25 protein-coding genes and 1 pseudogene are annotated in these 26,559 nt (G+C 70.5%); 8 read left to right on the top strand and 18 right to left on the bottom strand.

Annotated features, from left to right (window positions below; all coding sequences use genetic code 11):
- Positions 1 to 4 precede the first annotated feature (4 nt).
- From cutA to H504_RS0106360, 6 genes and pseudogenes are all read right to left on the bottom strand, one after another.
- On the bottom strand, positions 5 to 328 hold the full coding sequence (gene cutA / locus H504_RS0106330; RefSeq protein WP_026422090.1) for a divalent-cation tolerance protein CutA: 324 nt from the start codon (positions 326 to 328) through the stop codon (positions 5 to 7).
- A gap of 398 nt (positions 329 to 726) precedes the next feature.
- Positions 727 to 1,674, bottom strand: a complete 948-nt coding sequence (locus tag H504_RS33610; RefSeq protein WP_051385552.1) for a LysR family transcriptional regulator — start codon at positions 1,672 to 1,674, stop codon at positions 727 to 729.
- A 390-nt stretch (positions 1,675 to 2,064) separates the two neighbouring features.
- A pseudogene (locus H504_RS0106345) lies at positions 2,065 to 2,412 on the bottom strand (transposase); the annotation flags it as partial.
- Positions 2,413 to 2,521: 109 nt separating this feature from the next.
- Positions 2,522 to 3,679 (bottom strand): hypothetical protein, encoded by a 1,158-nt coding sequence (locus H504_RS38455; RefSeq protein ID WP_051385553.1) that lies wholly within the window; start codon positions 3,677 to 3,679, stop codon positions 2,522 to 2,524.
- Positions 3,676 to 4,065, bottom strand: a complete 390-nt coding sequence (locus H504_RS0106355; RefSeq protein ID WP_157440240.1) for a hypothetical protein — start codon at positions 4,063 to 4,065, stop codon at positions 3,676 to 3,678. Before H504_RS0106355 ends, H504_RS38455 begins: the two co-directional genes overlap by 4 nt.
- A 99-nt stretch (positions 4,066 to 4,164) precedes the next feature.
- On the bottom strand, positions 4,165 to 4,959 hold the full coding sequence (locus H504_RS0106360) for an SDR family NAD(P)-dependent oxidoreductase (protein ID WP_035303417.1): 795 nt from the start codon (positions 4,957 to 4,959) through the stop codon (positions 4,165 to 4,167).
- Positions 4,960 to 5,065: 106 nt separating this feature from the next.
- Here H504_RS0106360 and H504_RS0106365 point away from each other — a divergent pair, with 106 nt between their 5' ends.
- Positions 5,066 to 5,638, top strand: a complete 573-nt coding sequence (locus H504_RS0106365; RefSeq protein ID WP_035303418.1) for a TetR/AcrR family transcriptional regulator — start codon at positions 5,066 to 5,068, stop codon at positions 5,636 to 5,638.
- Between the two features lie 6 nt (positions 5,639 to 5,644).
- On the opposite strand, the gene H504_RS0106370 is transcribed toward H504_RS0106365, so the two are convergent.
- From H504_RS0106370 to H504_RS39505, 10 genes are all read right to left on the bottom strand, one after another.
- A complete protein-coding gene (locus H504_RS0106370; protein ID WP_026422095.1) occupies positions 5,645 to 7,330 on the bottom strand; it encodes a serine/threonine-protein kinase in 1,686 nt (561 codons plus the stop codon).
- A gap of 232 nt (positions 7,331 to 7,562) precedes the next feature.
- The gene (locus H504_RS0106375) at positions 7,563 to 8,528 is read right to left on the bottom strand and encodes a CE1 family esterase (RefSeq protein ID WP_026422096.1); all 966 of its coding nucleotides are present in this window, start codon (positions 8,526 to 8,528) and stop codon (positions 7,563 to 7,565) included.
- 182 nt (positions 8,529 to 8,710) lie between these two features.
- Complete coding sequence (locus tag H504_RS33620) at positions 8,711 to 11,425, bottom strand: polysaccharide lyase family 8 super-sandwich domain-containing protein (RefSeq protein ID WP_084467437.1); 2,715 nt, start codon at positions 11,423 to 11,425, stop codon at positions 8,711 to 8,713.
- Between the two features lie 225 nt (positions 11,426 to 11,650).
- Complete coding sequence (locus H504_RS33625; RefSeq protein ID WP_051385554.1) at positions 11,651 to 12,772, bottom strand: DUF6895 family protein; 1,122 nt, start codon at positions 12,770 to 12,772, stop codon at positions 11,651 to 11,653.
- A complete protein-coding gene (locus H504_RS0106390) occupies positions 12,769 to 13,533 on the bottom strand; it encodes an ABC transporter permease (RefSeq protein WP_026422097.1) in 765 nt (254 codons plus the stop codon). The genes H504_RS33625 and H504_RS0106390 overlap by 4 nt, the downstream gene beginning before the upstream one ends.
- Positions 13,530 to 14,444 carry an ABC transporter ATP-binding protein gene (locus H504_RS0106395; RefSeq protein ID WP_026422098.1) on the bottom strand — a complete coding sequence of 305 codons (915 nt, stop codon included), beginning with the start codon at positions 14,442 to 14,444 and terminating at the stop codon, positions 13,530 to 13,532. Before H504_RS0106395 ends, H504_RS0106390 begins: the two co-directional genes overlap by 4 nt.
- Positions 14,441 to 14,986, bottom strand: a complete 546-nt coding sequence (locus tag H504_RS33630) for a flavoprotein (protein ID WP_051385555.1) — start codon at positions 14,984 to 14,986, stop codon at positions 14,441 to 14,443. The genes H504_RS0106395 and H504_RS33630 overlap by 4 nt, the downstream gene beginning before the upstream one ends.
- Before the next feature lie 10 nt (positions 14,987 to 14,996).
- Entirely contained in the window at positions 14,997 to 16,274 is a 1,278-nt protein-coding gene (locus H504_RS0106405; protein ID WP_026422099.1) for a lanthionine synthetase C family protein, read from the bottom strand.
- Between the two features lie 50 nt (positions 16,275 to 16,324).
- Positions 16,325 to 19,378 (bottom strand): lantibiotic dehydratase, encoded by a 3,054-nt coding sequence (locus tag H504_RS33635; RefSeq protein ID WP_051385557.1) that lies wholly within the window; start codon positions 19,376 to 19,378, stop codon positions 16,325 to 16,327.
- 72 nt (positions 19,379 to 19,450) lie between these two features.
- Positions 19,451 to 19,624 (bottom strand): gallidermin/nisin family lantibiotic, encoded by a 174-nt coding sequence (locus H504_RS39505; protein WP_084467438.1) that lies wholly within the window; start codon positions 19,622 to 19,624, stop codon positions 19,451 to 19,453.
- A gap of 232 nt (positions 19,625 to 19,856) precedes the next feature.
- Here H504_RS39505 and H504_RS0106420 point away from each other — a divergent pair, with 232 nt between their 5' ends.
- From H504_RS0106420 to H504_RS33655, 7 genes are all read left to right on the top strand, one after another.
- Positions 19,857 to 20,411 (top strand): RNA polymerase sigma factor, encoded by a 555-nt coding sequence (locus H504_RS0106420; RefSeq protein WP_026422100.1) that lies wholly within the window; start codon positions 19,857 to 19,859, stop codon positions 20,409 to 20,411.
- Positions 20,408 to 21,262, top strand: coding sequence for a hypothetical protein (locus tag H504_RS0106425; RefSeq protein WP_026422101.1), 855 nt, complete (start codon positions 20,408 to 20,410; stop codon positions 21,260 to 21,262). Before H504_RS0106420 ends, H504_RS0106425 begins: the two co-directional genes overlap by 4 nt.
- Before the next feature lie 32 nt (positions 21,263 to 21,294).
- The gene (locus H504_RS38460; RefSeq protein WP_157440242.1) at positions 21,295 to 21,891 is read left to right on the top strand and encodes a hypothetical protein; all 597 of its coding nucleotides are present in this window, start codon (positions 21,295 to 21,297) and stop codon (positions 21,889 to 21,891) included.
- Positions 21,888 to 22,712: a hypothetical protein gene (locus H504_RS33650; protein ID WP_051385559.1), complete on the top strand. Its 825-nt coding sequence runs from the start codon at positions 21,888 to 21,890 to the stop codon at positions 22,710 to 22,712. Before H504_RS38460 ends, H504_RS33650 begins: the two co-directional genes overlap by 4 nt.
- Positions 22,709 to 23,584, top strand: coding sequence for an ATP-binding cassette domain-containing protein (locus H504_RS0106440; RefSeq protein WP_026422102.1), 876 nt, complete (start codon positions 22,709 to 22,711; stop codon positions 23,582 to 23,584). The genes H504_RS33650 and H504_RS0106440 overlap by 4 nt, the downstream gene beginning before the upstream one ends.
- A gap of 8 nt (positions 23,585 to 23,592) precedes the next feature.
- Complete coding sequence (locus H504_RS0106445) at positions 23,593 to 23,988, top strand: DUF2511 domain-containing protein (RefSeq protein ID WP_157440243.1); 396 nt, start codon at positions 23,593 to 23,595, stop codon at positions 23,986 to 23,988.
- A gap of 198 nt (positions 23,989 to 24,186) precedes the next feature.
- A complete protein-coding gene (locus H504_RS33655) occupies positions 24,187 to 24,855 on the top strand; it encodes a helix-turn-helix domain-containing protein (RefSeq protein WP_157440244.1) in 669 nt (222 codons plus the stop codon).
- 94 nt (positions 24,856 to 24,949) lie between these two features.
- Here H504_RS33655 and H504_RS0106455 read toward each other — a convergent pair whose 3' ends face one another.
- A complete protein-coding gene (locus H504_RS0106455) occupies positions 24,950 to 25,660 on the bottom strand; it encodes an ABC transporter ATP-binding protein (protein WP_035303421.1) in 711 nt (236 codons plus the stop codon).
- Positions 25,661 to 25,662: 2 nt separating this feature from the next.
- A complete protein-coding gene (locus tag H504_RS0106460) occupies positions 25,663 to 26,463 on the bottom strand; it encodes a lantibiotic immunity ABC transporter MutE/EpiE family permease subunit (protein WP_026422105.1) in 801 nt (266 codons plus the stop codon).
- Positions 26,464 to 26,559: the final 96 nt, after the last annotated feature.

The raw sequence follows: 26,559 nt of genomic DNA on the forward strand, positions 1-26,559 counted from the left end.
CGAGCTACCGGGAACGGGTCTCGTCCCGAATCCAGGACAGGTATTCGTCGGTGCCTGCGACGATTTCCGTGGCGACGACCTGTGGCACGTCGTAGCTGTGGTTGGTCTTGATGTAGTCGATCAGCGGGTTGAGCCGGTCGGCGGCTGTCTTGACCACGAGCCGCAACTCCTGGTCCTTCTCGATCTTGCCCTGCCAGCGGTACACGCTGGTCATGGGGATGACGTGTACACACGCGCCGAGGCGGTTCTCCACGATGCCGCCTGCCAGCTTGTCTGCTTCGTCGTGGGTGTCGGTGGTCGTAACGACCTGGTAGTAGTCCGCAGCCATGCCGCGACCCTACTGATGGCCTGCGGTCAGGACGCCTTGCGCTGCTGCGCCAGGTCGATCACGACACCCACCGGCGGCGCAGGCGGCCTGCGTCGGACCGACGCTGGGCGAAGGCGATGCCGTGGTGCAAGCCGACATGCTCGCCGTAGCGCACGGAACCTCCTCGAGGTCGACCACATACCAAGCCATCGGCCGCGCGCTGGGCAGGAGACGACCCGAGCTCGTTGAGCGAGCGGTCGCCGATCCTCAACGGCTGGATGAACTCTCAATGAGATGTCTATCTCCTGGCCGGACCCGACGCCTGCACACGTCGGCCTCCCCGCCAGCGAACCGGACGAGAGGCAGGGCCATGGCTCCCACTCTGACCAGGGGAACCCGCTGTGTCAGGGGATGAGAGCTCAGCTCACCGCCTCCAGTGGCATGAGTGTCGGGCGCCACGTGGACGTGGTGCGGGGGAGTTCTTCCGCGAGCTGCCGCGTGCAGTCGACCACGGCGTGGATTCGGGCGTTGGACTCCGAGGTGCGCCACACCAGTGCGACCGGTGCGGCGGGCAGGTCGTGCACGGGTACGAACGCGACGTCCGGTTGCGCGTAGTACCTAGCAACCGATTCCGACATCGGCGCCACGCCCTCGCCTGCGGCCACCAGCGACAGGATCTCCTGGCAGGTCCGCACCCGTCTGCCGTGCCGCAGCCTGCGCCCGGACGGGGTGCGGGTCGGCAGGTGGAAATCGCGCCAGTACGCCGGGGCGGTCTCCTGCAGGGCGAACATCGTCTCGTTCGCGGCGTCCTCGATCGACACCGACGCCCGCCGGGCCAGCGCGTGGTCCGGCGGCACCGCCAGCAGCCGCGCCTCGCGGGCGATCACCGGGCCGGTGCTCAGGTCCGGTTCCTCGATCGGCAGCCGCACCACCATCGCGTCCACCTCGCCGCGCTGCAGCGGTCCGATCAGGTCGCCGCACGGCACCTCGTGCAGGGTGATCTCGCAGTTCGGCATGCTGGTGCGGGAGATCCGCAGCAGGTCGGCGACGTAGCGCCCGCCCGCCGCCCCGGTGAACCCGAGCCGCACCGTGCCCCCCGGCCTGCGCGCCCGCGCCACCGCCTCGGCGTACACCGAGCCCATCTCCTCGTAGAGCGGCCCCAGCCGGCCGATGAACTCGTCACCCAGGCTGGTCAGCAGCACCTGCCTGCTGGTCCGCTCGAACAGTTGCCCCCCGATCCGCTGCTCCACGTTGCGCAGCGTCTGGCTCACCCGGGACTGGGATATGTGCAACTGCTTGGCCGCCCGCCCGAAGTGCAACTGCTCGCGCAGGGATAACAGGATCTCGATTTCGCGGAGTTCCAACATCTGATCTCCCCCGGTGTCCTGCTCGCGGCACACGCCCGCCCTACCACGGGCACCACAGCGAGTTCACCCCACGCTACCACCGCAGGAACCCCTGTAACGAGTTGTTCGCCCGGTGGGAAAACCCCTACCGCCCAACCCGAGAAGCCCCCGATCAAGGTGAGATCACGGTGACATCAAGCCTGTATTCAGCCTGTCGGCAATCGGCATTCATCCCGCTCCTTGATGGGTTGTCTCATGTGGGCGGCTTCTTGGCGCAGGTCAGGGCTGCGGCGAAGGTGGTGAAGGCGAGGTGGTGAGATGCCGGCGTGGCGTTCCCGGCGGGCGGTGGGTCGGCGGTAGCCGGTGGTGAGCCAGGCGGGGGTGCGTTCGACGACCGGGCGGTCAGCGATCGCCCTTTTGCGCCCGGACCGCGGCGGCGTCGACCACGACTCGCGACCAGTCGACGAGGCCTTGGTCGTCGAGGCGGTCGAGGACGGCGTGGTGGATCCGGGTCCACAACCCGGCCTTGGTCCAGTCGGTGAACCGCCGATGTGCGGTGGGCACGGTGACCCCGAACGAGCGTGGCAGCATCCGCCACGCACACCCGCTGGTCAGGATGAACACGATCGCGGTGAACACCGCCCGATCGTCCAACGGCGCCGTCCCGCCGCCCTGTGGACGAGCGGCGAACCCCGGGATCAACGGCTCCACCAACCGCCACAACTCGTCCGGCACCAACCGCGACGACAACTCGTCCACGTCGGTGATCCTCCCAGACCAACGTCAACCACGCGAGACGGGGTCTTGACCCGGGTCGATGAACCCGGAGCGCCTTTTCCGGGCGGTCGGTGCGTGGGCTTTGCGTGGTTCAGGTCCGGTCGAGGGTGATGTCGGTGCAGCCGGGGCCGGTGACGGTGCCGGTGAGGTGGGTGCCGGTGATGACGGCGTTGAGGTCGACCATCACGTAGCCGGGGGGTGCGTCGACCCAGCGGGTGTGGTGGAGGGTGAGGGTGGGGGTGGTGAGGGCGCCGGTCATCAGGTAGCGGCCGGTGGGGACGGTGGGGTTGGTGGTGAGGGCGTAGAAGCGGAAGGACGCGGTGAGGGCTTTGGGGTCGTCACCGGCGATGGTGAGGTCGAGGCCGGTTTCGCCCTGGCTGCAGTGGTATCGGCCGTGCCAGGTGCCGGAGGCGGGGCTCGATCCGGTGTGGACGGTCGGCTTGGCGGCACCGGGGGCCTTGAGCAGCGGGGGGTGTTGGCCCATGGCGGCGGCGGCGCGGAGGGCGACGGCGGTGAGGTCGGCGTCGATGGGGTCGGTGAGGGTGGTGCCGTCGGTGCTGAGGCGGTAGGCGCGGCCGTCGTCGCCGCGGCCGATCTTGACCTTGCCCTCGACGATGGGCTGGACCTGTTCCAGGTAGCGCTTGCGGTAGGTTTTCCAGTCCAGCAGGGGGTCGGTGGGGTCGAGCCACACCTCGTCCGGCGCGGGGGCGTAGCCGCGGTCGTCGTGCGGGCGCATGTCGAGCAGGTAGTGCGCGAGCTGGCACTGCAGGCAGCCGGGTTGGGGGTCGGCGTAGTTGTAGGTGCCGACCTTGGCGCCGGTGGTGAGCCAGTTGCCCTTGTCGTAGGTCGCCGTCCCGTGTGGACTGTCCGGTTGCAGGATCGCCTCGAAGGAGCCGCCGCTGTCGTCCAGGGCGACGAACTTCTTGTTGTCGGCAAGGTATCCGGTCTTGCAGGCCACAAGGGACACGAAGGTGCCGGACGTCTGGTGGTAGGCGGACTCGCAGGGTGACATCAGCCGCCACGGCACGCCGGCCTGGTCGGTGTACATGTTGTCCGACTTGTCCGAGTACTCGAACGCCGGCGACGCGTCCGCCTTCGGCTTCAGCGGCCACGCGGGCCGCGGCGAGAACAGGTAGACCCGCCCGCGGTGCAGGTCGAACTGGTCCGGCACGGTCTGGGCGGCGGCCACCGGGGCGACGAGTGACAGCAGCGTCACCACGCCCGCGAGCAGGGCGGCGAGGCGCTTCACTGGCCGCACCTCTTGGTGTCCTCGTCAGTCCACGTGAGACCTGCGGCGTCGTACAGCTTCGGCAACCGCTCGCACACCAGGCGGGGGAGTTCGTCCGCGCACCCGGACCGGGTCAGTGCCGCGTCGAGCTCGTCGTCTTGCGGCAGTGTGATGTCCGCCCGCTGCGCGTCCTTCTCGGCTGACTTCGCGGCTTGGGCCAACGCGTCTGCCTGCTTGGCGAAGTAGCCGTCCACCAGGCTCTCGCAGCTCTGCGGCTGCGAACTGGACACAGTGGACACCGCTGTCGTGTTACCGGCGACAGGCTGCCCCGAGGTCCCGCTGCAACCCGCCACCGCCAACGCGACACCCGACAACGAGACCACGAGGCCCCGAATCCCGTACCTCACACCCACCACTCCGTCCGTCCACCGCACCGACGGTGTCGATGGCGATCAGCCGGGTGTTACCGAAATCCCTTGACCGACAAGGGCATTCGTACGTGAGTTTCAGGCCACCCGCGACGGTTGGACGGAAAGGGCGGACCGGGTGATCCGCTCGCTGATCGCGGTGACCACCTTGCGCGGCCGTCGCGGCGACAGGTGGGCGTTGGCGTAGTTGAGGAAGCCGGGCACGACGTAACCGCGGTCCCGGTCGAGTGCGCGCAGCGTGGCGGTGACGACGGCCTCGGCGGTCATGAACCTGCTCCCGATCGCGGCTTTGCGGCCGACCTCGACCTCGTCGAAGAACCGGGTCTCGGTCGGGCCGGGGCATACACAAAGGACGGTCGCGCGCCCCTTCAGCTCGGCGCGCAGGGCGAGGCTGAAGTTGAGCACGAACGTCTTGCCCGCGCCGTAGGCGGCGAAGTACGGGGTCGGCTGGAGCGCGGCGGTGGAGGCGACGTTGACGATCGCGCCCCGGTTGGCCAGCACCTGCGGCACCAGCGCCCGGCTCAACGCGACCAGGCTGACCACGTTGACCATCAACTGGTCCCGGTCCCGCCCGTCGGCGATCTCCTCGAACCGCCCGGCCGTGCCGAACCCGGCGTTGTTGACCAGTGTGTGCACGCTCATCCCCAGCGCGTCGAGCCCGCGGACGATCGCGGGCACGGCGTCGACCTCGCTCAGGTCCTGCACGATCACCTCGGCGCGCACGCCGTGCGCCGCGCGCAACCGTGCCGCCAAGGCCGCCAACCGGTCTTTGTTGCGCGCGACCAGGACGACGTCGTACCCCCGGGCCGCCAGTTGCCCGGCGAACTCCTCGCCCAGCCCTGCCGACGCCCCGGTGATCAGTGCGGTGCTCATACTTGTCGCTCCCTCTCCCATTCGATCTGCGACACAGTTGTATCAGATAATCTATCATCAGCAACAGTCGTGTAGCAGATACTGGGAACGGGGTACGGTGAGCGCCGTGGCCACCCGGGAACAACGCCCCCTGCGCGCCGACGCCGAACGCAGCGTCCGCACCATCCTGGAGGCCGCCGAGAAGGTGCTGGCCGCGAACCCCACCGCGTCCCTGGAGCAGGTCGCCGAGGCCGCGGGCGTGGCCAGGACGACCGTCCACCGCCGCTTCGCCAACCGCCAGGCCCTGGTCGACGCCATGGTCCGCAACGTGCTGGACCAGGTGGAGGCCGTGATCGACTCCGGTCACCCGGACACAGCGCCCCCCTTGGTCGCCCTGCACCAGATCACCGCCAACGTCCTCGCCGTGAAACTGGGCTGGCCCTTCGCGATGCAGGAGTCCTTCGCGCCGGGCTCCAAGTGGGCGGAAGGCCAACGCCACATCAACGCCCGCTGCGTCCGCCTGCTCACCCGCGCCCAAGCCGCCGGTCTCCTCGCCCCCGACACCGACCTCGACTGGGCCTGCAAGGTCTACTACGCCCTCATCGGCGAGGCCGCCCACAACACCTCATCGACGGACCCCCAACTCCTCGCCACCAAGGTCGTCGAAACCCTCCTCCACGGCGTGGGCCCCCGGGCCTGAGCGGGGCTACTTGTCCCGGGCGTAGAGCTTGACGACCTTGCCGTCGAGGGTGGCGAGGAGGTAGGCGCCGCCGTAGTCGTCGGTGAGGTAGAGGCGCAGGGACGGGTCGCCGTTGATGATGTCGGTGTCGAGGATGAGGTAGCGCATCGTGGGTTTGTCGACGCCGAGGTCCTTGTTGGCACGGTCCCAGAGGGCGGGTAGCGCGTCCCAGTTGACCTTGTTGAGGTCGAGGACCGTGCGGTCGGCGTCCACCGAGTCCGCGCCGTCGCGCTTGGCGGTGCCGTTGCGGTACTCGAAGTTGTCGTAGCCGTTCTTGACGGCCTTGGCGGGGGCGGTGGCGTTGGCGTACTCGGAGTAGATGGTCAGTTCGGACACCTTGGTGCCGCCCATCACCGGGGTCAGGGCGTTGACCACGGCTCGGGCACCCGCCGGGGTGAGCAGGTCCTTCGGCGCGGCGACGGTCGTGGTCGTGCGGGGTGCGACCGTGGGGATGGGGACGTGGCTGGCGCCCGACTGCGTCGTGACCTGGGTGACGGGGGTGTCCGACGCGCCCGAACCGGCGTCGACGGGGGTGTTCGTGGAGTTCATGGTGCGGATGATCACCAGCGTGGCCACCAGCACCAGCGCGACCGCGACCAGGGAGAACACGATCGCCCCGGTCCGCTTGCGGGTGGGTTTCGGCCGCGGGGCGGAGTCGGCAGCCCAGTACGCCGGGAACTGCTGCTGCGGTTGCTGCCACTGCCCGGTCGACGGTTGCTGCCACTGCCCCGTGCTCGGCTGTTGCCACTGCCCGGTGGTCGGCGCAGCGAAGGCGGGACCCGCGGGGGTGGGCGGTCCGAGCGGGACGGGAGTGCCCTGCTCGGCGGCCGCGAGCATCCGGTCCAGCGCGTCGCCGGTGGGTCGCGCGCCCGGCTCGGGCACCAGGACCGCGCTGAGGGCCGGTCCGAGCGCGCCCGCGCGGCGCGGCGGCGGCACCGGTTCGGTCATCACCGCGGCCAGGGTCGCCATGGTCGTCGCCCGGCGCAGCGGGTGGTGCCCCTCGACCGCCACGTACAGCAGCATCGCGAGCGACCAGTAGTCCGACGCGGTCTTGGTCTCGTCGCCGAGCAGCCGCTCCGGGGCGATGTACTCCGGGGAGCCGATCACCTCGCCGGTGGCGGTGAGCTGCCCGGAGTCGTGCAGGGCGGCGATGCCGAAGTCGGTGAGCACGGCGCTGCCGTCCGGTCGCAGCAGGACGTTGCCCGGCTTGACGTCGCGGTGCATCACCCCGGCGGCGTGCGCGGCCCGCAACGCCGCGAGCACGCCGCGGCCGATGCGGGCGGCCGCGGCGGGGGAGATGGCGCCGTCGCGCAGCCGCGCCTCCAGGGACGCGCCCTGGACCAGCTCCATGACGATCCACGGGTACGGCGAGTCGTCGGCGTCGATGATCTGGTAGATCGACACGACGTTCGGGTGCTGCAGCCGGGCGAGCGCGCGGGACTCGCGCAGCACGCGTTCGCGCTGCTGCTCGGCCAGCGCCGGGTTGTTCTCGAACAGCGCGGCGTCGGCCGGGCGCACCTCTTTGATGGCGACCTCGCGCTGCAGGCCCACATCGCGGGCCCGCCACACCGTCCCCATGCCACCGCTGCCCAGCCGATCCAGCAGCTCGAACCGGCCGCCCACCACGCGCCCGGACTGTCCTCGCTCCGACACCGCGCCACGCTAGCAACCGCCCGCACCCGGCCCACCGCCCGACCGTCGGCTCGTTCGCACTGGTGAACGGCGTGACGTGGACTGCGCGGCGGGTGACGGCGGGAAACCGTCTGGTTTGGTCGGAAATGGCAGCGGGCTGCCGCATCGGGCGGCGCGGAATGGGAGCGGTTCCAGCCCTGTGCGAACGACAGCCGTGCCGGACCCGTTCGTTCAGGCCCGGCACGACCCGCGGTCAGATGGTGGTGGTGTGGGCGGTGAGGAAGCTCCAGATCGTGGTGGTGGCGCTGATCTGGGTGTTGACGTGGCCCGGCCCGCTGTTCGTCGCGGGGGTCTTCGGCCAGGTGTGGCCGCCGTCGAGAATCCGGTAGTGCTGGACCTCCTTGTGTGGCTGGCAGGAGTTCCAGGTCACCGACACGACCTGGCTGTAGATCGAGGTTTCGGTCGGGGTGGTCGCGCAGCCCGAGCGGTTGGCCCAGGTCTGCGCCCAGTCCATGATCGCGGGCAGCGCCTGGCCGTGGTTGTTCGTGTCACCGTCGTAGTGGATGATCGAGTCTTGGGTGCCGTGGAAGTCGATGAGCGGCACGGCCGGGGCCGTGGGGCCGCAGCCGCCGCCGGTGTCCGGGTAGAAGGCGCCCGCGACGATGCCGAACGCGGCGATGCGTGCGGGGAGCCTGCACGCGAGCAGGGCGACGAAGCCACCGCCGTTGGACTTGCCGACGGCGTAGATGCGGGCCGGGTCAACGCACATGTGCGCCTGCAGGTCGTCGAGCAGGTCCATGGTGAACAGGACGTCGTCCACGCCCGCGGCCGCGTAGGGGGCGCTCTGCCAGGCGCGCTCGCCGTCCTCGCCCGGCAGGCCCACCGGGTAGACGGCGATGGCGTCGAGGGTGTCGAACTGCGAGTACGTCTCGATGTCGTAGCCGTCACCCTTGCGGCCGTGGTAGGTCAGCACCAGCGGCTTCTTGTGCCCCGGGACGTAGGTCGACGGCATGTGGATGATGTAGTCGCGGTACCCGCCGTTGGTGGACAGCGCCAGGTTGTACGTCTGGCCCGGCGGGACGGGGGACGTCGTGGCCGAGCAGCCCGTGGACGGCACCGGGTAGTCGTGCGCGATGATGTTGGCGTCGGCCACCTGTGGGACGGCGACGGCGGTGGCCGCGGCCAGGGTGATGGCGAGGGCGAGTCTTCGGGATTTCATTGACACCTCAAGGAATCGGGCATCCCCGGTCGGGGTTGTCGCCCACACCTACGGGTGCCGCCGCCACCCCGGTTGCCCGGCGGTTCGATCTTGGTCTGGATGGCCCAGCGCGCGCGTCCGTCCGCCTTCGACCGAATGGCCACCTGTCCACGTTGGACAGGTGGCCACGGGTGCGCCGCCGATCAGGTGATGATCTGCAGCACCGGCCGGTTGGCGGCGGTGGCTTCCCGGCTGTCGAGGTCGACGGCGAACGGGCCGCCGGTCAGGCCGAAGGTCACCAGGCCGGGGTTGGTGGACAGCGCCGCCGTGACGTCCAGACCAATCCAGTCCGGCTGCGAGCTGATCCGGGCGGTGGCCAGCGTGGTGCCGAGCGTGGGCTGGTTGTTCCAGGTCACCCCGGTCTCGGTCCACGACCCGCTGGTCCGGCACACGGTCACCGTCGAGTGGATGTTGTCGCCGTCGTTGACCCTGCCGTGCAGCCAGAGCACCGCCCGCTTCGGCGCGACTGCCAGGGCCAGGCTGAACTTGAGGAAAGCCCGGTTGTTGCCGGTGGGCGATGTCTTGATCGTCAAGACTCCGGTGTTGTAGTTCTGGTTCGCGAAGGCGCCATCGACCACATAGGCGTCCGCGGTGGGACTGGCCGTTGACGCGGTGCCGGGGGAGATGGGGGAGCCGGAGCCAAGCCTGATCACCCGGCTGCCGCCCAGGGTGCCACCGACCTCGACGAGCAGCTTCGTGGTCGGCGATGTCTGCAGCACGGTCACCCCTGGGTCGGCCGCTGCCGAGGTGAAACCGTTGTCCGGCAGCGTGATCGTCACCGTGGGGGAGGTGCGGGACGGGTCGGAGACGGCCACTGACAGCACCGAACCGTCCTGTCGGGCCAGCACGGAACACGCCGCGGTGGCGGTGATAGACCCGCACGAGCCCGCGGCGAAGAAGTTGGCGCCGCGCACAGTTCCCGCCGTAATACCCTGGACAGACGCCGAGTTCGCCACCACCGTCACGCCCGGTGACGCGCTGCGGGCCGCAGTGGTCGTGTTCGACGCCCCCGGGAGGATCATGTAGGAATACGAGGCGTTCGTGGGGTCGGTGCCGTGGTCGTACCACAGCGTCAGGTAGCGGCGGGTGATCTGGTCGTCCGAGCCGCCGCTGTCGATGGTGTCCCACGACTTCACCCGCTGGGACCGGGACGCGCTGACGCTCGCGCCACCCAGGAACACGTACCCGCCGAACCCCGCGATCGACATCCACTGGGCCCCGACGAACTTCTGCGACGACGGCAGGGTCGTGAGCTGCGGAGTTCCGTCCACCGTCAGGGTGTTCGTGCCGGTTTCGCCCAGATTTCGGTTGTCCACAACGGAATCCACGGCCGCGCCGTCGGTCGCCGTGATCCCCGCGCCCAAGCACACCACGGCGTCGTCCAGCAGGAACCACGACTTGCGGCCGGTCAGGGTCGACTGCAACCCCGTCACGTGGTGGCCGACCGCGGCCGCGACCCCGTCCGCGGCGCCACCGGCCCAGATGTTGGTCGGCCGGGTCGCGTTCCAGTTGCCGCCCGCCGCGTCCGCGAGCGCCTTGCGGGAGGCGGTGACACCGGGCAGGCGGTAGGGCTCCACGGTCGGCCAGAAGGCGTCGGTGTACTGGTCGAGGCCGTAGTCCTGACCCCACCAGTACGCCATGCCGCTGCCGGTGTGCCACCCGTGCAGGTTCTCACCGTTCCCGGTCTCGTAGAACGTCGTGCGCGCGGAGTGCATCGAGACCGCGAAAGTCCATTGTGGACGTCGATGCACCGCCCGGTCCATCGCCCCGAACACCCGACTCGACAACGGGTGCGCGGCGGCCGGGACGCTCCCGTTCGCCAGCAGGTTCACCGCCCGAGCCAGGTCCGGCACCGGCATGTCGGCCAGGTACGGCTCGGCGGTGTCCCTGCTGATCCACCCCTTCGCCAGCCCGCGCCACCGATCCGCCTCGGCCGTCGTGGCCAGCCCGGAGTTGGCCAACAACACGACCGACGCGATGACGTTGTGCCCCCGCTGGTGGTCGTTCTGGTCCTCCCGGGCGATCCCGCGCCCCGAAACGGCGTCCATCATCAATCCGTTGTGGATGAACGGCGCGAACGCCGCCTCCACCGAATCGAACAACACCTGCCGATTCGGGTCGGTCACCGCCCAGGTCGACCCGGCGAGCAGGTACAGCACCTTGGTCAACCCGGCGAGCAACACCGCGCCATACCCGCCGGTATAAGGCGCGTACGTGTGCTGGAGGAACGACCCGTCCGCGTAGAACCCGTCCCCGGCCAACACCACCGGAAACACCGGCGACAACCCGTCCCGCGCCGCCGCGATCCCCACCGGGTCCGCGCCCAACACCCCGCGCAGTGCGATCACCTGACACAGGTCGACCCGGTTCGCACCCGTGCTCTTGTCCTTGTACACCGCCACTTGCGACACCGGCACGAAGTGGTCCACCGCCGCCAGGCAGTCCGCCAGGTCGGTCGGGGAAAGCGTCACCAGACAGCAGATGTCCAACAACTTCTGCGGCGCCCCGATCCGCCAATCCCACCAGTTGTCGTACTCCGTGCCGGTCGCGGAATAGGCGTGGTCCACCATCCACCGCACCCCCGCCGACACCGCACTCGCCATGACAGCCGACCCCGTGTACCCGGTCCCCGGCTGCGCCCACGCCAACGCCATCACCCGCAACCGCGCGAAAGACCCGGTAACGTGCGAAGAAATCGCACCAATCGGAAGGTCGGCCCACAACCCGGCACCCCCCAACGTCATCCCACTCAGGTACCTCCCCGCCGAGGCCCCCGAACTCCCCAACGCACTCGCGAACGGCTCCACAGCCGGGTTGTAATCCACCCCCGTCACCACATCCCGCCACCGACTCCGCATCACCTCATACACGGTCGCCGCCCCCGCGGTCCCCTCCACCCCCAACGCGATCGCCGCCACCGACCCCGCCACCAAAAACCCCCGCCGAGAAACCACCACACGCTTCCCCGTCCACTCGCCCAGCTCCCGATCAGACCCGGCCACCGTTAAGTACGGCACCACCCACCCCGAGGTTGCGACATCCTCGACGACGATCTCGCCAACAGCGCGTGACGTCCCTGGTGGTCAGGCCAGACTTCCCGGTCGCTCGCCAGGACTCGGACTTTCGACTGCGGCCAGTGCGGCCTCGCACTTGGCGGTGAGGTTCGGGTCGGGGGGAATTCCGAAGCCGCCCTCTGGTTGCCGTTGAGACCGGAGGAAGGCCGCCGCGGCCTGGACGGTCGGGTTCGATCGAGTCGAGGCGAGGAGCAGGTCGGCGGTGCGGCGGAGATTCTGTCCGCGCACTGCCAGAACGAGGTCCACGCAGGCGTCGGCCGGGCCCGTGATCTCGGGGGTGAGCGGGGCCGTCGGGTGGCTCTGCCAGGCGGACGATGCGAGCGCCGTGACCAGGGTGGTGTGGTAGCCGGTGCCGAACCGGTATGCCCGCGCTTTGCGGCCACTGAGCTGGGCGAGCACGGTGGTGTCGTGGAGCGGCCCCGGGACGTACCCGTCCGGCTGAACCGCGTGCTCGAGGTGGCGGTGCGCGTCGACGAGCCCGGTTGGTCCGCCGGTCAGCAGGGCCGTGTGGAGCAGTTCCGCACCCAGGTCGTAGTCGCCGACAGCGAGATGAGTGGCGAGCAGAAGCCGCGTGGTTCGGTTGAGTTCGGCGTCCTCGGGCAACGGGACCCGTCCGAACGAGGTCGCGTAGAACACGGCATGGGTCAGCGCGTAGCTCTCGGAACCGGTGAGCCGGAACGGGTCGAGGTGTTGTCCGTCTCGCCAACGCCGGTACAACTGAGCTGATGGGGGCAGGTGTGGGCACTCCAGTCCACCCAGCCGGGCGGCGAACCGCAGCTCTAGGGCCGCGACGCCGTCCATCGCGGGTCGAACTCCTGTGTGCAACAACAACTGCGCAGCGGGGAGCAGCGGTGATGGTGAGCCAAGGCGGTTCATCAACGCCAACAGCCACACGTGGTGTGTGAACAGCGCGTCGCCGCGGTACAGCCCGGCGCGGAACCGCTTCGTGGCGGTGACTTCTTCGGCGATCTCCAGAGCTCGGTCGGTCAGCGGGCCGCAAGTGGCGGCGTCACACAGCACGAGCAGCTCCAGAAGGGGACCCGCCGCGAATTGCCGTGCGGGCAGCATCTCGTTCCACACCGCGGGCTTGAACCAGTCGGAGTTCTCAGTGAGCCACGCTATTTGCCTCATCGGCCCACCCGCCAGCGCAACGCGGTGGCCAGCGCCGCGGCGAGCCCGACGACCACCGCCAAATCCAGCCACAGCGGGAACGAACCGTGCCCGGGAACCACGAGGTGACGGATTCCATCGGTCGCGTACGTCATCGGGTTCGCCTTCAGCGCCGCCGTCAGCCACCGGGGACCTGAGTCGGGCCGGAACACCGAACCGGAGAGGAACAACAGCGGGTACATCGCCATCTGCACCACCGACTGCAACACCTGGACCTGGGGGACGAGCGTGGCCAGCAACATGCCCAGCAGACCGAACACCGCGGAGGCGACCGCGAAAGCGAGCACTCCCAGGACATAACCGCTGACGGTCAGCGGCAACCCCAGCAGCGGGCCGAACGCCAGCATCGCCGCCGCCTGCCCGGCGGCCACGACGGCCGTCGCCAAGACCTTGCCCAGCGGCAGGCACAGCCGGGGGACCGGTGCCACGAGCATTTCCCGCAGCATGCCGTACTCGCGGTCGAAGGCGTAGGTCAGTCCGGAACTCACCCCGAGCGTGACCACCTGGATGGTGATGATGCCGGGGAAGACGTACGCGCTGAACGGCAGTCCGTCGACCGACCCGATCATGCCGTCGAACCCGATCGCATAGACGAGGAGGAAGAACACCACCTGCACCCCTTGGGCGACCAGTGCGCCCGGGTGGCGTGCCTGCCGGTGCAGGTCGCGGGCCGCGACCACACCCAGCGCCCGTCCCACTTCGGAAACCGCGGGCCGCGTCATGCCGTACCCCCTCCGGTCGTGGCGAAGTAGACGTCGTCGAGGGAGGGTTCCCGGACGGTGACCTCGTGCACCGCCATCGTCACCGCCCGCACGACACTTGCGATGTGGCTCCCCGGCTGGGCGCAGCGCACGGACACCCCTTCCGGTGATAGCCGCGCGTCGAAGCCCGCCGAGGCCAGTTGCCGGACCGCGACCGGGTCATCCACTGTGGACAAAAGGAGGGTGGGTGTGGCCAACCCGTCCTTCAGTTCGGCGGGTGTGCCCCGCCGGACGATGACCCCGCTGTGGATGATCACGACGTGGTCGGCGAGTTCTGCCTCGCCGAGGTAGTGCGTGGCGTACAGGACGGTCACCTGGTCCTCGTCCCGCAACCGCCGCAGATCCGCCCACACCGCGCGGCGCGCGTCCGGGTCCAGGCCGGTGGTCGGCTCGTCGAGCACGACCAGACCCGGCCGGTGGACCAATGCCCTGGCGATCTCCAGCCGCCGGGCGAGACCGCCGGACAGGTCGGCGACCGGGTCGCGGCGCCGCCCGGTCAGCCCGAACCGGGCGAGGACCTCGTCGATCCGCACCCGCGCGTCCGTCCGACTGAGGCCGAACAGCCTGGCGTGGAACCACAGGTTCCGGTCGACGGACAGGTCGGGGTCGAGCGTGCGCTCCTGGAACACCACTCCGATTCGCCCGCGTGCGGCGACCGGGTCGCGGACGACGTCGTGGCCGAACACCTCGACCTGGCCCGAGTTCGGCGGCACGGCGGTGGACAACGCGCGCAGCAGCGTCGACTTGCCCGCTCCGTTCGGGCCGAGCAAGGCGAGGATCGTGCCGGGCCGCGCGCACAGGGACACCCCGTTTACGGCGGTTCTGCGCCCGTACCGGACTACGACGTCGCGCGCGTCGAACGCGGCGGTCACGGCTGGTCCGTCGCGCTGATCTGGTTGAGCAGGACTTCCGGTGGCGGTACGACGATGCCGGGGACCACCGCGCGGGTTGCGACCTCGTAGGTCTTGCCTGGCACCGGCTCCACCACTTGGTGGCCGTCGGCGCGCAGCGTGGCGACGTTGCGCCTCACCGTGGGACGTTCCCACATCGTCCGGTTCATCGCGGGAGCGATGGTGATCGGACCTTCCACCGCGAGCAGGGTAGTGGTGAGCAGGCTGGGCGCGAGCCCGTTGGCCAGGCACCCGAGCAGGTGCGCGGTGGCGGGCAGCACGAGGGTGTGGTCGGCCCAACGCCCCAGTGCGACGTGGCCGAGCCGGGGATCGGCGTCCGTGCAGACCCGGTCGCAGAGCGCCGCCAGGCTCGTCGTGGGCAGGAACTGGTTGGCGGCCGCCGTGGTGACCGCGATGATCTCCCCGACCCCAGCGGCCCGGAAGGCGTACAGGTAGGCGGGCAGGCTGAGCGCGGCGACGGAACCGCTCACGCCGAGCAGGAGTCTGCGCGGTGGGGTGGCCACGATGCTCTCCTCAAACCAGCATCAGGGCGGTGTCCCACGCCCCTGTCGACGGCAGCAGGGCGCAGGCGACCCCGGCCGCGCCCTCCAACATCCCGGCGACGTTCAGCCGTCGGTACCCGGTGTCCGCGTGTCTGCCCAGTGGCGAGTCCGGGACCAAGTGGGCGAACACGAACGGCGCGTCCGGGTCGGCGAACCCGAGGGTGTGTTCGACCAGCCGGGGCACCGCCGCGAGCAGCGCCGGATCACCAGAGGCCGCCGCGACCCGGCGCACGACCTGGAGCAGACCGCTCGTGCCGTGGCAGACCGTCGGTCCGTCGAGGTTCCACGCCCGCTCGTCGCGGTCCAAAACCGCCCGCAGACCCGCCACGGCGGCGGCACACCACTCGGGTTCGCCGAGCGCTTGGCCCGCTTGGTGCAGCGCGGCCGCGATACCTGGGGCGCCGTAGCACCACGCCGCGCGGGTGAACACCGGCTCCGGACCCGGTTGGGTCTCCTCGTCCCACGACAGCCTGCACGGCCAGTACGCGCCCGCACTGTCGTACTTGCGCCGGTCCAGCAACCAGGTGGCTGTCCGGCGCATCGCGTCCCGTTGCCCTGGCACCTCGCACCCGCGCACCAAGGCGGCCGTGAACAGTGCCAGTGGGCCGGCGATCCCGTGTGCCAGACCGAGGTTGAAGTCCCCGCGCGGGTACTGGCGCGCGTCTGCGGCGACCGGCTGCAGTTCGGCGGGCACCCACCAACCGGGGACGCCAGTCCCCTCGACGATGATCGGCTCGCAGCGGCTCACGAGGTACCGCAAGCTCTCCTCGACCACCGGGCGGGCCTCGGGCCCGGCGTCGAGCAACAGCCGTGCGGTGCCGGAGAGCCCGTTGACCACGTCGTAGTGCGCCCACGACACGCCCGGATCTCGCCTCGCCGCGCACGCGCGTAGCCGGGTCTGCTGGTCGGCCACGACCCACGCGGTCAGCTTGCGCCGCAAGGTCGCGTAGTTCGGTTCCATGCGGACTACGGCGGCCAGTAGCGCGGCAGGCCCGGCATAGAGCCCGTTGGACGCTTGTGACGACATCAACTCGGCCGCGCGACTGATCTGCCCGTGTGCCACTGCCGCCCAGCGGCCGTCCGCCGCGGCCAGCTCCGCGTGTAACAGCGCCATGCCGGGCAGACCGTTGGCCAGGGTCAGCGGTCCCCATTGGGACGCGCCGTAGACCGGTTCCACATTGTCCGGCCGGTCCGAGATCGCGGCGACGGACTCGGGGTCGGTCAGTCGCGTGGCGACCAGGGCAACCACTTCCGTGGCATCCGATGTGGATAGTGCGGGCCGTGTTCTGGTCGAGTGCTTCATGCCCGGTGCCTCCGCCTGCTCCCGTTGTCCTGGACCGCGCCCCTGGCGATGCCGAGCACGGTGCGCTCCCGTTCCGAGTCGCCGCCGAGAAGCCGGTTGCACGTCATGTGCAGCAGGCTTCCGACCACCCGCGCCATCGGCGCGGTGCGGTGCCCGTCGGCGATGAGTTCGCTGATCAGCCGCCCGTAGTCGCGCACCGCCTCGTCGCGGCGGGCCAGCGCGGCGAGCACGACGTCCCCCTCGCCGCCGAGGCCCGGCCACCCGCCCGCCGGGTCGATCCACCGTTGCCACCGGGCCGCGTCGGTGCGGTAGGCCGGGGGCAGGTCGCGGCGGGAGCCGGTGAGCTCCAACCAAGATTCGGCGGGTTCCCCCGTGGCCGATACCCAGGGTGTGCCCGGCGGGGGTTCACCGAAGGCGTGGGCCAGCGACGCGACCGAGATCGCCCCGAGCGCGTCCAGTGTGAAGGGTGTATCCCTGGCCAACCGCAGCAACGTGATCGCCGCGGCACTGTCCTCGCCGAAGACCCGTTCGGCCGCTGCCAGGGCGGCTGGGCCGCCATAGCGCTCCAGTTCCGGTTCGTACTGCTCCACCCGGTGCGCGCCCGCCAGCCCCAGTTCCTGCCACCTCGCCAGCAGAGCGCTCGCCGCGGGCAGCAGCTCCGACCACATCCGAGCGGGGTCGCCGTGGAAGCGCAGTCGGAGGTGGTGGCCGTCGGCGTCGGTGTAGCGGATGAAGAACCACCGGTCGGCGCCTGCGGCCGCGGCTAGTTGGACCAGCCTGGGCACCTCGTCGCGCAGCAGGTCGTCCTGTACCAGCCGCGAACCGTGCACCAAGAGGTACAACCAGTCCCCGGCCAGCGGTGGCGCGGGCCGTTCGACGGCGTGCGCCACATGCGGTGGCCTGGCCCGTTCCGGACGCGGTACCAGGGAGATGACGAGTTCGCGAGTATGTCCGTCACCGGTGGTCTCGTCGCCCCCGGCGACCTCTTGGGCGACGAGTTCGGGGTTGCGGCGCAGTTCGTCGCGCAGCAACAGCCGGTGCCAGGGGTCGTCGAGGTGCACGAGCAACCGCTGGTCGGTGCTGACGAGGAGCACGTGGTCCGGTACCGCCCATTCTTCACGCCACCGGGTGAGGCAGGCATCGAAGTCGTCGAACTCGCGCACCGCGTCCAACCGCCAGGTCGCCGGGGCGAGCACGCACTTGCCGTGGCGGACCCTGGGCAGGAATGGCGCGTTCGCCATCGGACCCCAGTTCCACGGCTCCCACAGCCGCTGGCCCTCCATCCCCAACTCGAACAGCAGACGGACCGCGTTAGGTGCCTGCACCGCGGGGCTGACCATGTTCGGCAGCACCGGTACCAGTTCGCGGCCAGTCGGCACGTGCACCGCGTAGAGGCGGTCCAGGGTGGCGCCGACGGCGATCTCGGCGAGTGGGACTTCCTCGACACCCGGGGCGTCCGGCAACCCGACTGTGATGCGCCTGCCCGTCGTGGGCGGCGTGTGCGCGAGGTTGGCGGCGCGGCCGGAACGGGGCGTGAAGGCGAGGTCGGCGAGAACCGCGCCGGAGACGTGCACCGGATGCCGCTCGGGTGACCACTCTGGGACCAGGTCGTGGAACCGGGCCGCGGTCGCGCCCGCGTGGTGGGACCCGGGACTGGGCGAGAGCACCACTCGGAAGTCCCCATCGCGCTGATCGACGACGTGGACGTACAGCTCGCACGAGTTGGGTAGGTCTGCGGGATCGGCCTCGTCGTGGGCGAGCTCGGCGACCAAGTCGTCGGTGAGCACCGTCTCGCGCGACCCGGTGCGTGCCGCCGCCACGACCATCTCGCTGACCAGCCGGTCGCGTCGGGTGCTCGACGGCTCCCCGGCGTCGTGCGGGGCGTCCTCGCTGGGCGGCCACTCGTAGCCGTGTGGGGCGCCCAGCGAGCGAGTCGCGTCGAGCAGCGCGAGCACCGGGACCAGCCGGTCGGCACCGTAGCGCTCCAGGAACCGGCCGTGGAAGTCCCGTAACGGCCGCATGCCCAGCCGCGGCGGCGACAACCGCCACAGCACCGTCGCGGCCCGCTCGACCTCCGTCCGCACCTCCTCGGCCACGGTGACCCGTAGGTCCAGCCGGGTGTCCACATGCAGCGGCGTGTCAAACTCCTCGATCTGCGCGGCCGCCCCCACCAGGTCGACCAAGGCGGCGGTGCCCTCTCCTGGGGCGAACGTGTCGTACTTGCCGCGCAACCGGTCGAGCTCGGTCAGCCGGGCACGCCGCTCTCCGCCGGGCAATCGGGACAGGACGTGGCGCAGTGGGTCACCGCCGTCCAGCGGCGGCCGCAGGTCCGTGACCAGGAGCTCCTGCTCGACCAGCGAGCGGACCAGCTTCGTGGCCGGAGCGGGTGCGCCACCGGAGAACCGATCGGCGAGGACGCTGACCAGTTCGGCGACCGGCACCGGGTGCGCCGCGGCGGCCAACGCCGCGACGACGACCGGCGAGCGGCGCACCGACACCACCGACCGGGTCGTCTGCCCGGGCAGCGCGCCGAGACCGGACGGGGTCTCCAGCACCACCCGGTCGCCGCGGTGGACCAGGGCCTGGTGGGCGCGCACGCGCAGCCCGGCCAGCACACCGAGGTCTGCTTCGGCGTGGTGCACGACCCGGGCCAGCCACGCCATGTCCACGTGTGTGCGGTGCCAGTCGTCGCCACCGCGGACCACCGCCGGGTCACCGAAGCGGCCCGTGCTGACCCCGGCGAACAGACCGAACGGTGTGGGCCGGGTGCGCATCCGGATCTCGTAGCGCAGCACCGAAAGCGCGGCCCGGCGCACCTGCTTCGGCTTGAGCCCGGCCAGGTCACCTGCGGCGACCCTGGCCAGTACCGCGCCGAGGGACGGGCTGGCCAGTGTGATCGCCTCGGTCAGCACCGGGTCGGACACCGCGGTGGTGAGCACCCCGAGGTGGTCGTCCGGCCCGGGGGCCTGGTGTGTGCCCGGGTTCTGGGTCTCGGGCAGCAGCGGTGCGCGGACCAGGAACACCGGCCAAGCACGGAACAGCGGATCCATCGGTCAGCTCCCAGGGTTGAGTGGGACGGCGCCGGGCCGGGGTGCCCGCCCCCGACCCGGCGCCACGAACCATCAGCAGCAGAAGCTGCAGTTGCTGCCGCCGCCCGCGCTGGTGCACCCGGGGGTGCACAGCGAGATGCTGGTGATGGCCGGGGTGAGCGACATCTGCTCGACACCGACCTCCAGGTCCAGGTCGAACAGGTCGATCTCGTCCACGGCCGGAGTGGTCAGCTCGATGGTCGGCATGTGCTGTCTCCCTTGGTCGATGTCCGGTGCGCGGTCGGCGCACCGGTACCGCAATCCCCGCGAGGCGGCGGCCTCGACGAGGCCGCCGCCATCCACACAACCCCGGCCCGCTCGGTGCTTCAAGGCGTCGGACGACAACTGGCAGTCACGACGGTCGGACGGCAGTTCACTCGATCGGTTAGGGGGGCGACAGGTGTGAACCGCTCGGCTGCCGCCTGCTACACACGTGTGTGTGGGGTCGGACGAGCAGCTCATGACCGCCGTGGCGCGTGGTGACCAGCACGCCCTGCGCGGTCTGTACGAACGGCACAGCAGCGGGGTGTTCCGGCTGCTGCGGCGGTTGACGGCCGACACCGGGGTCGCTGAAGAGATCCTGCAGGAGACCTGGTTGGCAGTCTGGCAGTCCGCGGGCAGTTTCCGCGGCGAGGCCTCCGTGCGCGGGTGGCTCTACGGCGTGGCCCGCCGCCAGGCGCACAACCGTCTCCGCCGGGCCGGGCCGGTGGAGACCGACCTCGACGGGGCTGCTGAGGTCCCCGATCAGAAACCCGGTGTCGAGGACCAGGTACTGGCCGCCGCGGAGCGCGACACGCTTGCCGCTGCGGTGGCCGAACTGCCCGAACACCTGCGTGAGGTGCTGGTGCTCGTGCTCGCCGAGGATCTCTCCTACCCGGAGGTGTCCGCCACACTCGACATCCCGGTCGGGACCGTCAAGAGCAGGATGTCGCACGCCCGACGGCGGTTGGCCAGTCGGCTCAGCCCGTCCCAGGCACCCAGGAGCATGCCATGACCCACCTCTCCGCGGACGAGCTGCGCGGCCCGGCCCGGCCCCCTCACGTCGACACGTGCCGCGACTGCGAGCAGAGGTGGGAGTCCTGGCGGCGGCTCGCGGTGGCGACCCGGCAGGCCGCCGACGCATTGGCGCCCCCGCTCGCCCCGCCCGCGTTCGACACCCTGCTGCCCGCCATCGCCCCGAGCGCTTCCCGGGCCGGATCGGTTCGCCCGTGGCGCGCGGGCACGCGGCTGGTCCGGTGGCAGTTGCGGCTGATGCCCCGGCTGCTGCTGCCGTCGAGTGTGCTCGGTCTCGCGGCCGCCACCGCGATCGCGGTGACTACCCCGGACGCCCGGCTGGGCGCACAGGCTTTCGCCGCCGCCGTCGTGCTGACGGTGCTGTTCGGCTCGCTCGCCACGTGTTCCCGCCGCGCGGATCCGCGCGGCGAGCTGCTGCACGCGCTGTCGGTGTCGCCGGTCACCGTCTTCATCGCGCGGCTGGTGCTGGTCCTCGCGGTCGATCTGCTGCTGGCGCTGGGATGTTCGGTCGCCGTGCACCTAGTAGGGGCGGGCACGCCCGTACCTGACCTGGTCATGGGCTGGCTGGGGCAGTCGTTGCTCGCGTCGGCCGTCGCGGTCGTCGGCGCGGTCCGTCACTCTTCGGGGGTTGGCGCGGCCGCGGCGGTGGCCATGTGGTGCCTCGGATCGATGACGTCGCTGTCGCGCGGTGGACTCGCCGAACGGGTTGGCACCGTCTTCTCGCACGTGTGGGCGACGACACCCTGGACCGCCGCCATCGCACTCGCGCTGTTCGCGCTGGCCGTCCACCAGGTCCGGCAGTTGCCGACCCGGCGGTGGGAATCGGCGTGAACCGCGGTGCGCCCTTCGGCTACACCCAGGGTGTGGACGACGTGCGAGTGTGGCGGTATGAGGCGCGCCGCGCAGGCAGACACCTGCTCGCCGCGCCGCCGTTGGTGGCCGCGGCGCTGCTGTGCACCGGCATGGCGTTGCCCGGCGCGGGTTTCACAGGCGGCTGGCTGACCCGGGTGGTGCTGCCGTTGGTCGCGGGCCTGACGACAGCGGCGGTGGCTGTCGGTGAGCCCGCGTTCGAGTTGCACTCCAGCCTGCCCACCTCGTTGCGCACCACCCTGGCCCGGCGCGTCGCGCTGCTCGGCGCCTGCACCATGATCGGTGCCGTTGCCCTGGCCCTGGCATTGGTGCCCGCTGCGGCGGCCGTCGAGCGGCTGGCCACGGTAGGCGGCCTCGCCGCGCTGATGATGGGGGTGGGCGTTTGGGCGGCGGTGGCCCTGGGGTCTGTCGCGGGGGCCTCCACAGTGGTGCTCGCGGCGTGGTTCGCCGACCTGTTCGTGCTCGACCGGATGTTGCCGTCTACGGCCGCGCGATTGGTGTCGTACCTGCTGCCCGCCGCTGTCCTCGCCGCGCGGGCGGCGTACCTGCTGGGCGGCGACCGCGATCTCAGTGAGGGGGCAAGGCGATGAGCACCACTTGGTCGGTCCTGCGCGGTTCGGCTTGGTACGAGGCCAGGATGGCCACCCGGGGGCGGGTGCTGTGGCTGTCGCTGTTGCCGCTCACCGCGCTCGCCGTCGTGCTCGCGCTGTCGTCCCCCGCGGTGTTGGGAATCGCGGACCCGGCGGGCCGAGTCGGGACGGCGGTGTTGGTCGTCACCACCTTCGCCGTGGTCGGGCTCGGGGTCGCACTCGCCGGACGGCTCTCCCAGCACACCCGGCCCGGGCTGACCGACCTGCTGGATACCACACCGGGAAGCCGCACCACCCGGATGTCCGGTGTCCTCGCCGGTGCCTTGGCGGTGGCGCTCGCGCCGGTGCTCGCCGCAGTGGTGCTGCTCGGCACGGTGGTGGCGATTCAGGTCGGGCAGTTGCGGCCGCTGGTGGTCGCCGTGGTCGGGGCGATCACCGTCGTGCTGCCCGCGGCGCTGGTGATCACCGCGTTCGCCTGCTTGCTCGGGCTGCTGATGCCGGTGGCGGTCGCGCGGGTGTTGGTGGTGGCGGCGTGGTTCTGGGCCACTCAGTTGAGCCCGTCCATCGTGCCGGTCCCGTCGCCGACCGGCACGATCCTGTCGCCGCTGGGTGGCTACCAGGCGGTCGCTTGGCTCGGTGCGCGCGGGATCTGGGCCGATCGTGGTCGCGGCGGCGTGCTCAGCCCGGACGCGAACACCGGCTCGGCCCTGCTGAACCTGGTGGCGGTGCTCGCCTGCGCCGTCTTGTTCTTCCTCGCCGCCCGGCTGGTCGTCGGCAGGCGCGCGAGCGGCCGTTCGACGACGGAAGGAGTGCGCCAGTGAAGATCGTCATCGAGGGCCTCGGGAAGACGTACCGGGGCGGGCAGGTCGCGCTCGCGGGGATCGAACTGCGCGTCGACGCGGGCATGACCGGGCTGCTCGGCCCCAACGGAGCGGGCAAGACCACACTGATGCGAATCCTCACCGGCGTCTTGCGCCCCACCTCGGGTCGGGTGCTCGTCGGTGAGCACGATCTGACCACCTCAGCCGGGCGGACCGCGGTCAAGCGGTTGTTGGGCTACCTGCCCCAGGAGCTGTCCCTCTACCCGGATCTCACCGCCCGCGAGACCCTGGACTACATCGCGCTGCTCAAGGGGATCGACGACCGCAAGGCCCGCGCCGCCCAGACAGCGGACCTGCTCGACCAGGTCGGTCTCGCTGAGCACGGCTCCCGCCGGGTTGGCATGTTCTCCGGTGGGATGAAGCGCCGCCTCGGCATCGCCCAGGCACTCCTCGGCGATCCCCGGTTGATCGTCGTCGATGAACCCACCGCCGGGCTCGACCCGCACGAGCGCATGCGGTTCCGCGCGCTGCTCGCCCAGCTCGGCGGGGACCGGGTGACGATCCTGTCCACGCACATCCTCGACGACGTGGCCCAGACCTGCCCCCGGGTGTGCGTGCTCGGCGGAGGAGCGCTGCGTTACCACGGCACCACGGCTGGGCTGACCGAGGCGGCCGCGGGCCGCACCTACCTGCTGCGAGCGGACTCCCAGCCCTCGGGTGGCACGGTCGTCAACGCGGTGACCGACTCGGCGGGTATCGAGTACCGGCTGGTCGGCGACCCGCCACCGGGTGCCACCGTGATCACCCCGACTCTGGAGGACGGTTACGTCGCCCTCCTGCAGGCAGGCGAAACCACGAAATCGACGAGGTGATGTGACGAATGTTCCGGTCCGACAACGGGTTCGCAATTCCCCGAGCCGCCCTCTCCGCGGCGGTGGCCGTGCTCGTGCTGTCCGGGTGCGCCGCTGGCAAGAGCGATCCGACCACCACGTCCACCGTCCCGTTGCCACCGCCCACCGGGACCACCCAGAAGGTGTCCGATGCCAATTTCGGTTACCTCTGGCCGCTGAGCGTCAACGAGGGCACCTTGGAATGCCGTGGCGCGGACGAGGTCGTCTTCGTCACATCCAGCGGTGACGCCTACGCGCTCAACGACAAAGCGGAGGCCGCAGGTGTGCGGAAAATCGATCCGCTGCGCACCGAGGGCAGCCAGGGCGGTGACATCAGCCTGGGCGCGCTGCTCAGCACCGGCCTCAAGCTGTGCGAGAAGCCGTGACGCCGCGGAGTCGGCTCTCCTCGAGCTGTCCAAAGTGGATGGCATTTCCGTGAATCGCATACGGCGGTTGTCAAGAAATTTTCCCGTCACGGTGCGGTAATCAGCAACAAGCGAAGCTGCCGCTTTTCCCGCGCTGATCAAGTGAGTAGTCTTGCAGAGCACGACGAAAGCACGTGATCACTAAGGAATGGGGGCCCGGTGCCGGATTCAGCAGGACGCGGCCTGGTGTTGGCCGCGCACGCCAGATTGCGCACCGAACTCGCGCACACCTTGGCGGACTGGGCGGAAGCTGGTGTAGCCGTCCGGTTCGGCGAACCGGACGCGCTGTTCGCCGAACTCGACGACATCCCCGCGCTGCTGGTGCCCGCGGCGAGTGAGCCCGACCGGGAAGTGGTGCGTTCACTGCGCCGGGGCCGGTGTCTGACACCGATCCTGGCCGTGGTCAACGACATCAGCGGTCACCAGACCTTCCTGGCCATCAAGGCGGGGGCCAGCGGCGTGCTGAACATCCGACTGCCGGTCGACGAGCAGGTCGACGCGGTACTCGCCCTCTGCGCCGCCGCCATGCCCGCGCAAGTTGCCCGCGGACAGGTCCTCGTCGGCGGTGGTGGTCCCGACCTCCCAGCCGACCGGGTACGTGACGACAGCCGCTTGGTCAGGATGTTGTGCGGTACGACCAGTATTTCCGCGATCGCGCAGCAGTTCTACTGCTCGGAGCGGTCGATGTACCGCCGGATCCGGCGGCTCTACCAGGAGTTGGGAGTTCGGGGCCGGTCGGAGTTGCGTTCGCGCATGGACGTGCCGACCCAGCGGGTGGGCGTGGGCGTGGCACCGTCCGTGTGCCTTCCGTCGACCGGATCGGACTGAGCGGGCTGTAGGCGGGCGGCCTCGGTGCGGCGGGGGTGTGCCACACCGAGGCCTTGATTGGCGCCCGCTCACCGCGCCGTGGTCCGGCCCACGTTCAGCGCACGCCACCGCCGACGCTGTCGATGATGCGGAAGAACCCGGCCTCCAGGTCGCCGTCCACCGCGAGGCCGTCGACCGGCCCCTCGTACCTGGTCTTCCCCGCCACCAGGACGCCCACTCGGTCACACACCTGCGCGATCTCACCGAGTTGGTGGCTGGACACCATGATCGTGGTTCCCGCCCCGGCCAGGGTGCGGATGAGCTCGCGCATCTCCCGGATGCCGACGGGGTCGAGCCCGTTGGTCGGCTCGTCGAGGATGATGAACCGCGGCCGGACCAGCAGGGCGACGGCGATGCCGAGTCGCCAGCGCATGCCAAGAGAGTACTTGCCGACGGCGCGGTGGCGTACGTCGGCCAACCGCACCTGGTCGAGCACATCGTCGATCCAGCGCTCGGCCACCCCACGCAGCCGCGCGTGGACACGCAGGTGCGCCACCGCGTCGAGGTGTTGCCACAGCCCCGGTACCTCCACCAGCGCGCCGACCTGGGCGAGCAGCGACCGGTCGTAGGGCAGGCCGAACAGCCTGATGGTGCCGCTCGTCGGTCGCTGCAGGCCGAGGACGACCTTCATCAAGGTCGTCTTGCCCGCGCCGTTGGGTCCGAGCAGCCCGTAGACCTCACCGGGGCGGACGGTGAGATCGATGCCGTCGAGGGCGTGGTGATCACCGTAGTGCTTGTGCAGACCGGCTACTTCCAGTGTCGTCATGATCAGATCTCCTTGCGGCTCATGTGCCTGCCACCCAGGAGCAGCAGGGCGGCGGCGAGGGCCACGGACAACCCGAGCGCGACCGGGATGGCGTCCGGGTTGGCCAGTGGGCTGCCCTCCGGCAGCACGATCCCGTTCGGACCGATACCGGCGATCGGGAGGATCACCCGCATGGGCCACGCCACCGGGATCACGTACCAGAAGACCTTGTCGGCGGTCAGAGCGCCGCACAGCAGCCCGGCCACGCCAACCGTGATGCCCGGGCCGAAGCCCCAGCACACAGCCACCAGCAGTGCCAGCGCCGTGCTCGCCAGCCCCGCCAGCCACGGCAGGTACGCCGCGGCGAGGATCATGCCGGTGGCCGACCCGAGCGTCCCGTTCAGCGCGGCCCCCGCGGTGAGCACCACCGCCAAGATCGTGCTGGAGATCAGGCTGAGCACCGACAACGCGCCGAACTTGCCGACGAAGTAGCGCCACCTGGGTACGGCGTAGGACAGCAGCATGCGCCAGGCGTCATGGTCGGCGCGCACTGAGAGGGTGGCGGCTAGCCCGGCGGTCATCGGGATCAACACGCCCCAGAACTCCAGGGTCACCCGGCTGAAGGACTGCCAGGTCTGCCCGGAGGCGCCCTCGGGGGAGAACAGCGAGCCCAGGTAGAGCGGAATGGCGATCACGACCGGGGCGAACACGGTGTACCAGGCGAGGAAACCGTGCCGAAGTCTGCTCAACTCGGTACCGATGACGGTGCGCACCGGGGGGCGGTCGCGGGTACCCACGGTATGTGTGTCCGTGGTCGAGGTCATGGTCACTCCTGCCGAAGTCCGTCTGGTCACCAGGTGTGTAGCCGGATCGGCGCGAGCGGTTCACGGTCGCCTTGGGCCGGTTCAGTGGACTGCCAG

The sequence above is a fragment of the Actinokineospora inagensis DSM 44258 genome (assembly GCF_000482865.1).
Taxonomy (GTDB): Bacteria; Actinomycetota; Actinomycetes; order Mycobacteriales; family Pseudonocardiaceae; genus Actinokineospora; species Actinokineospora inagensis.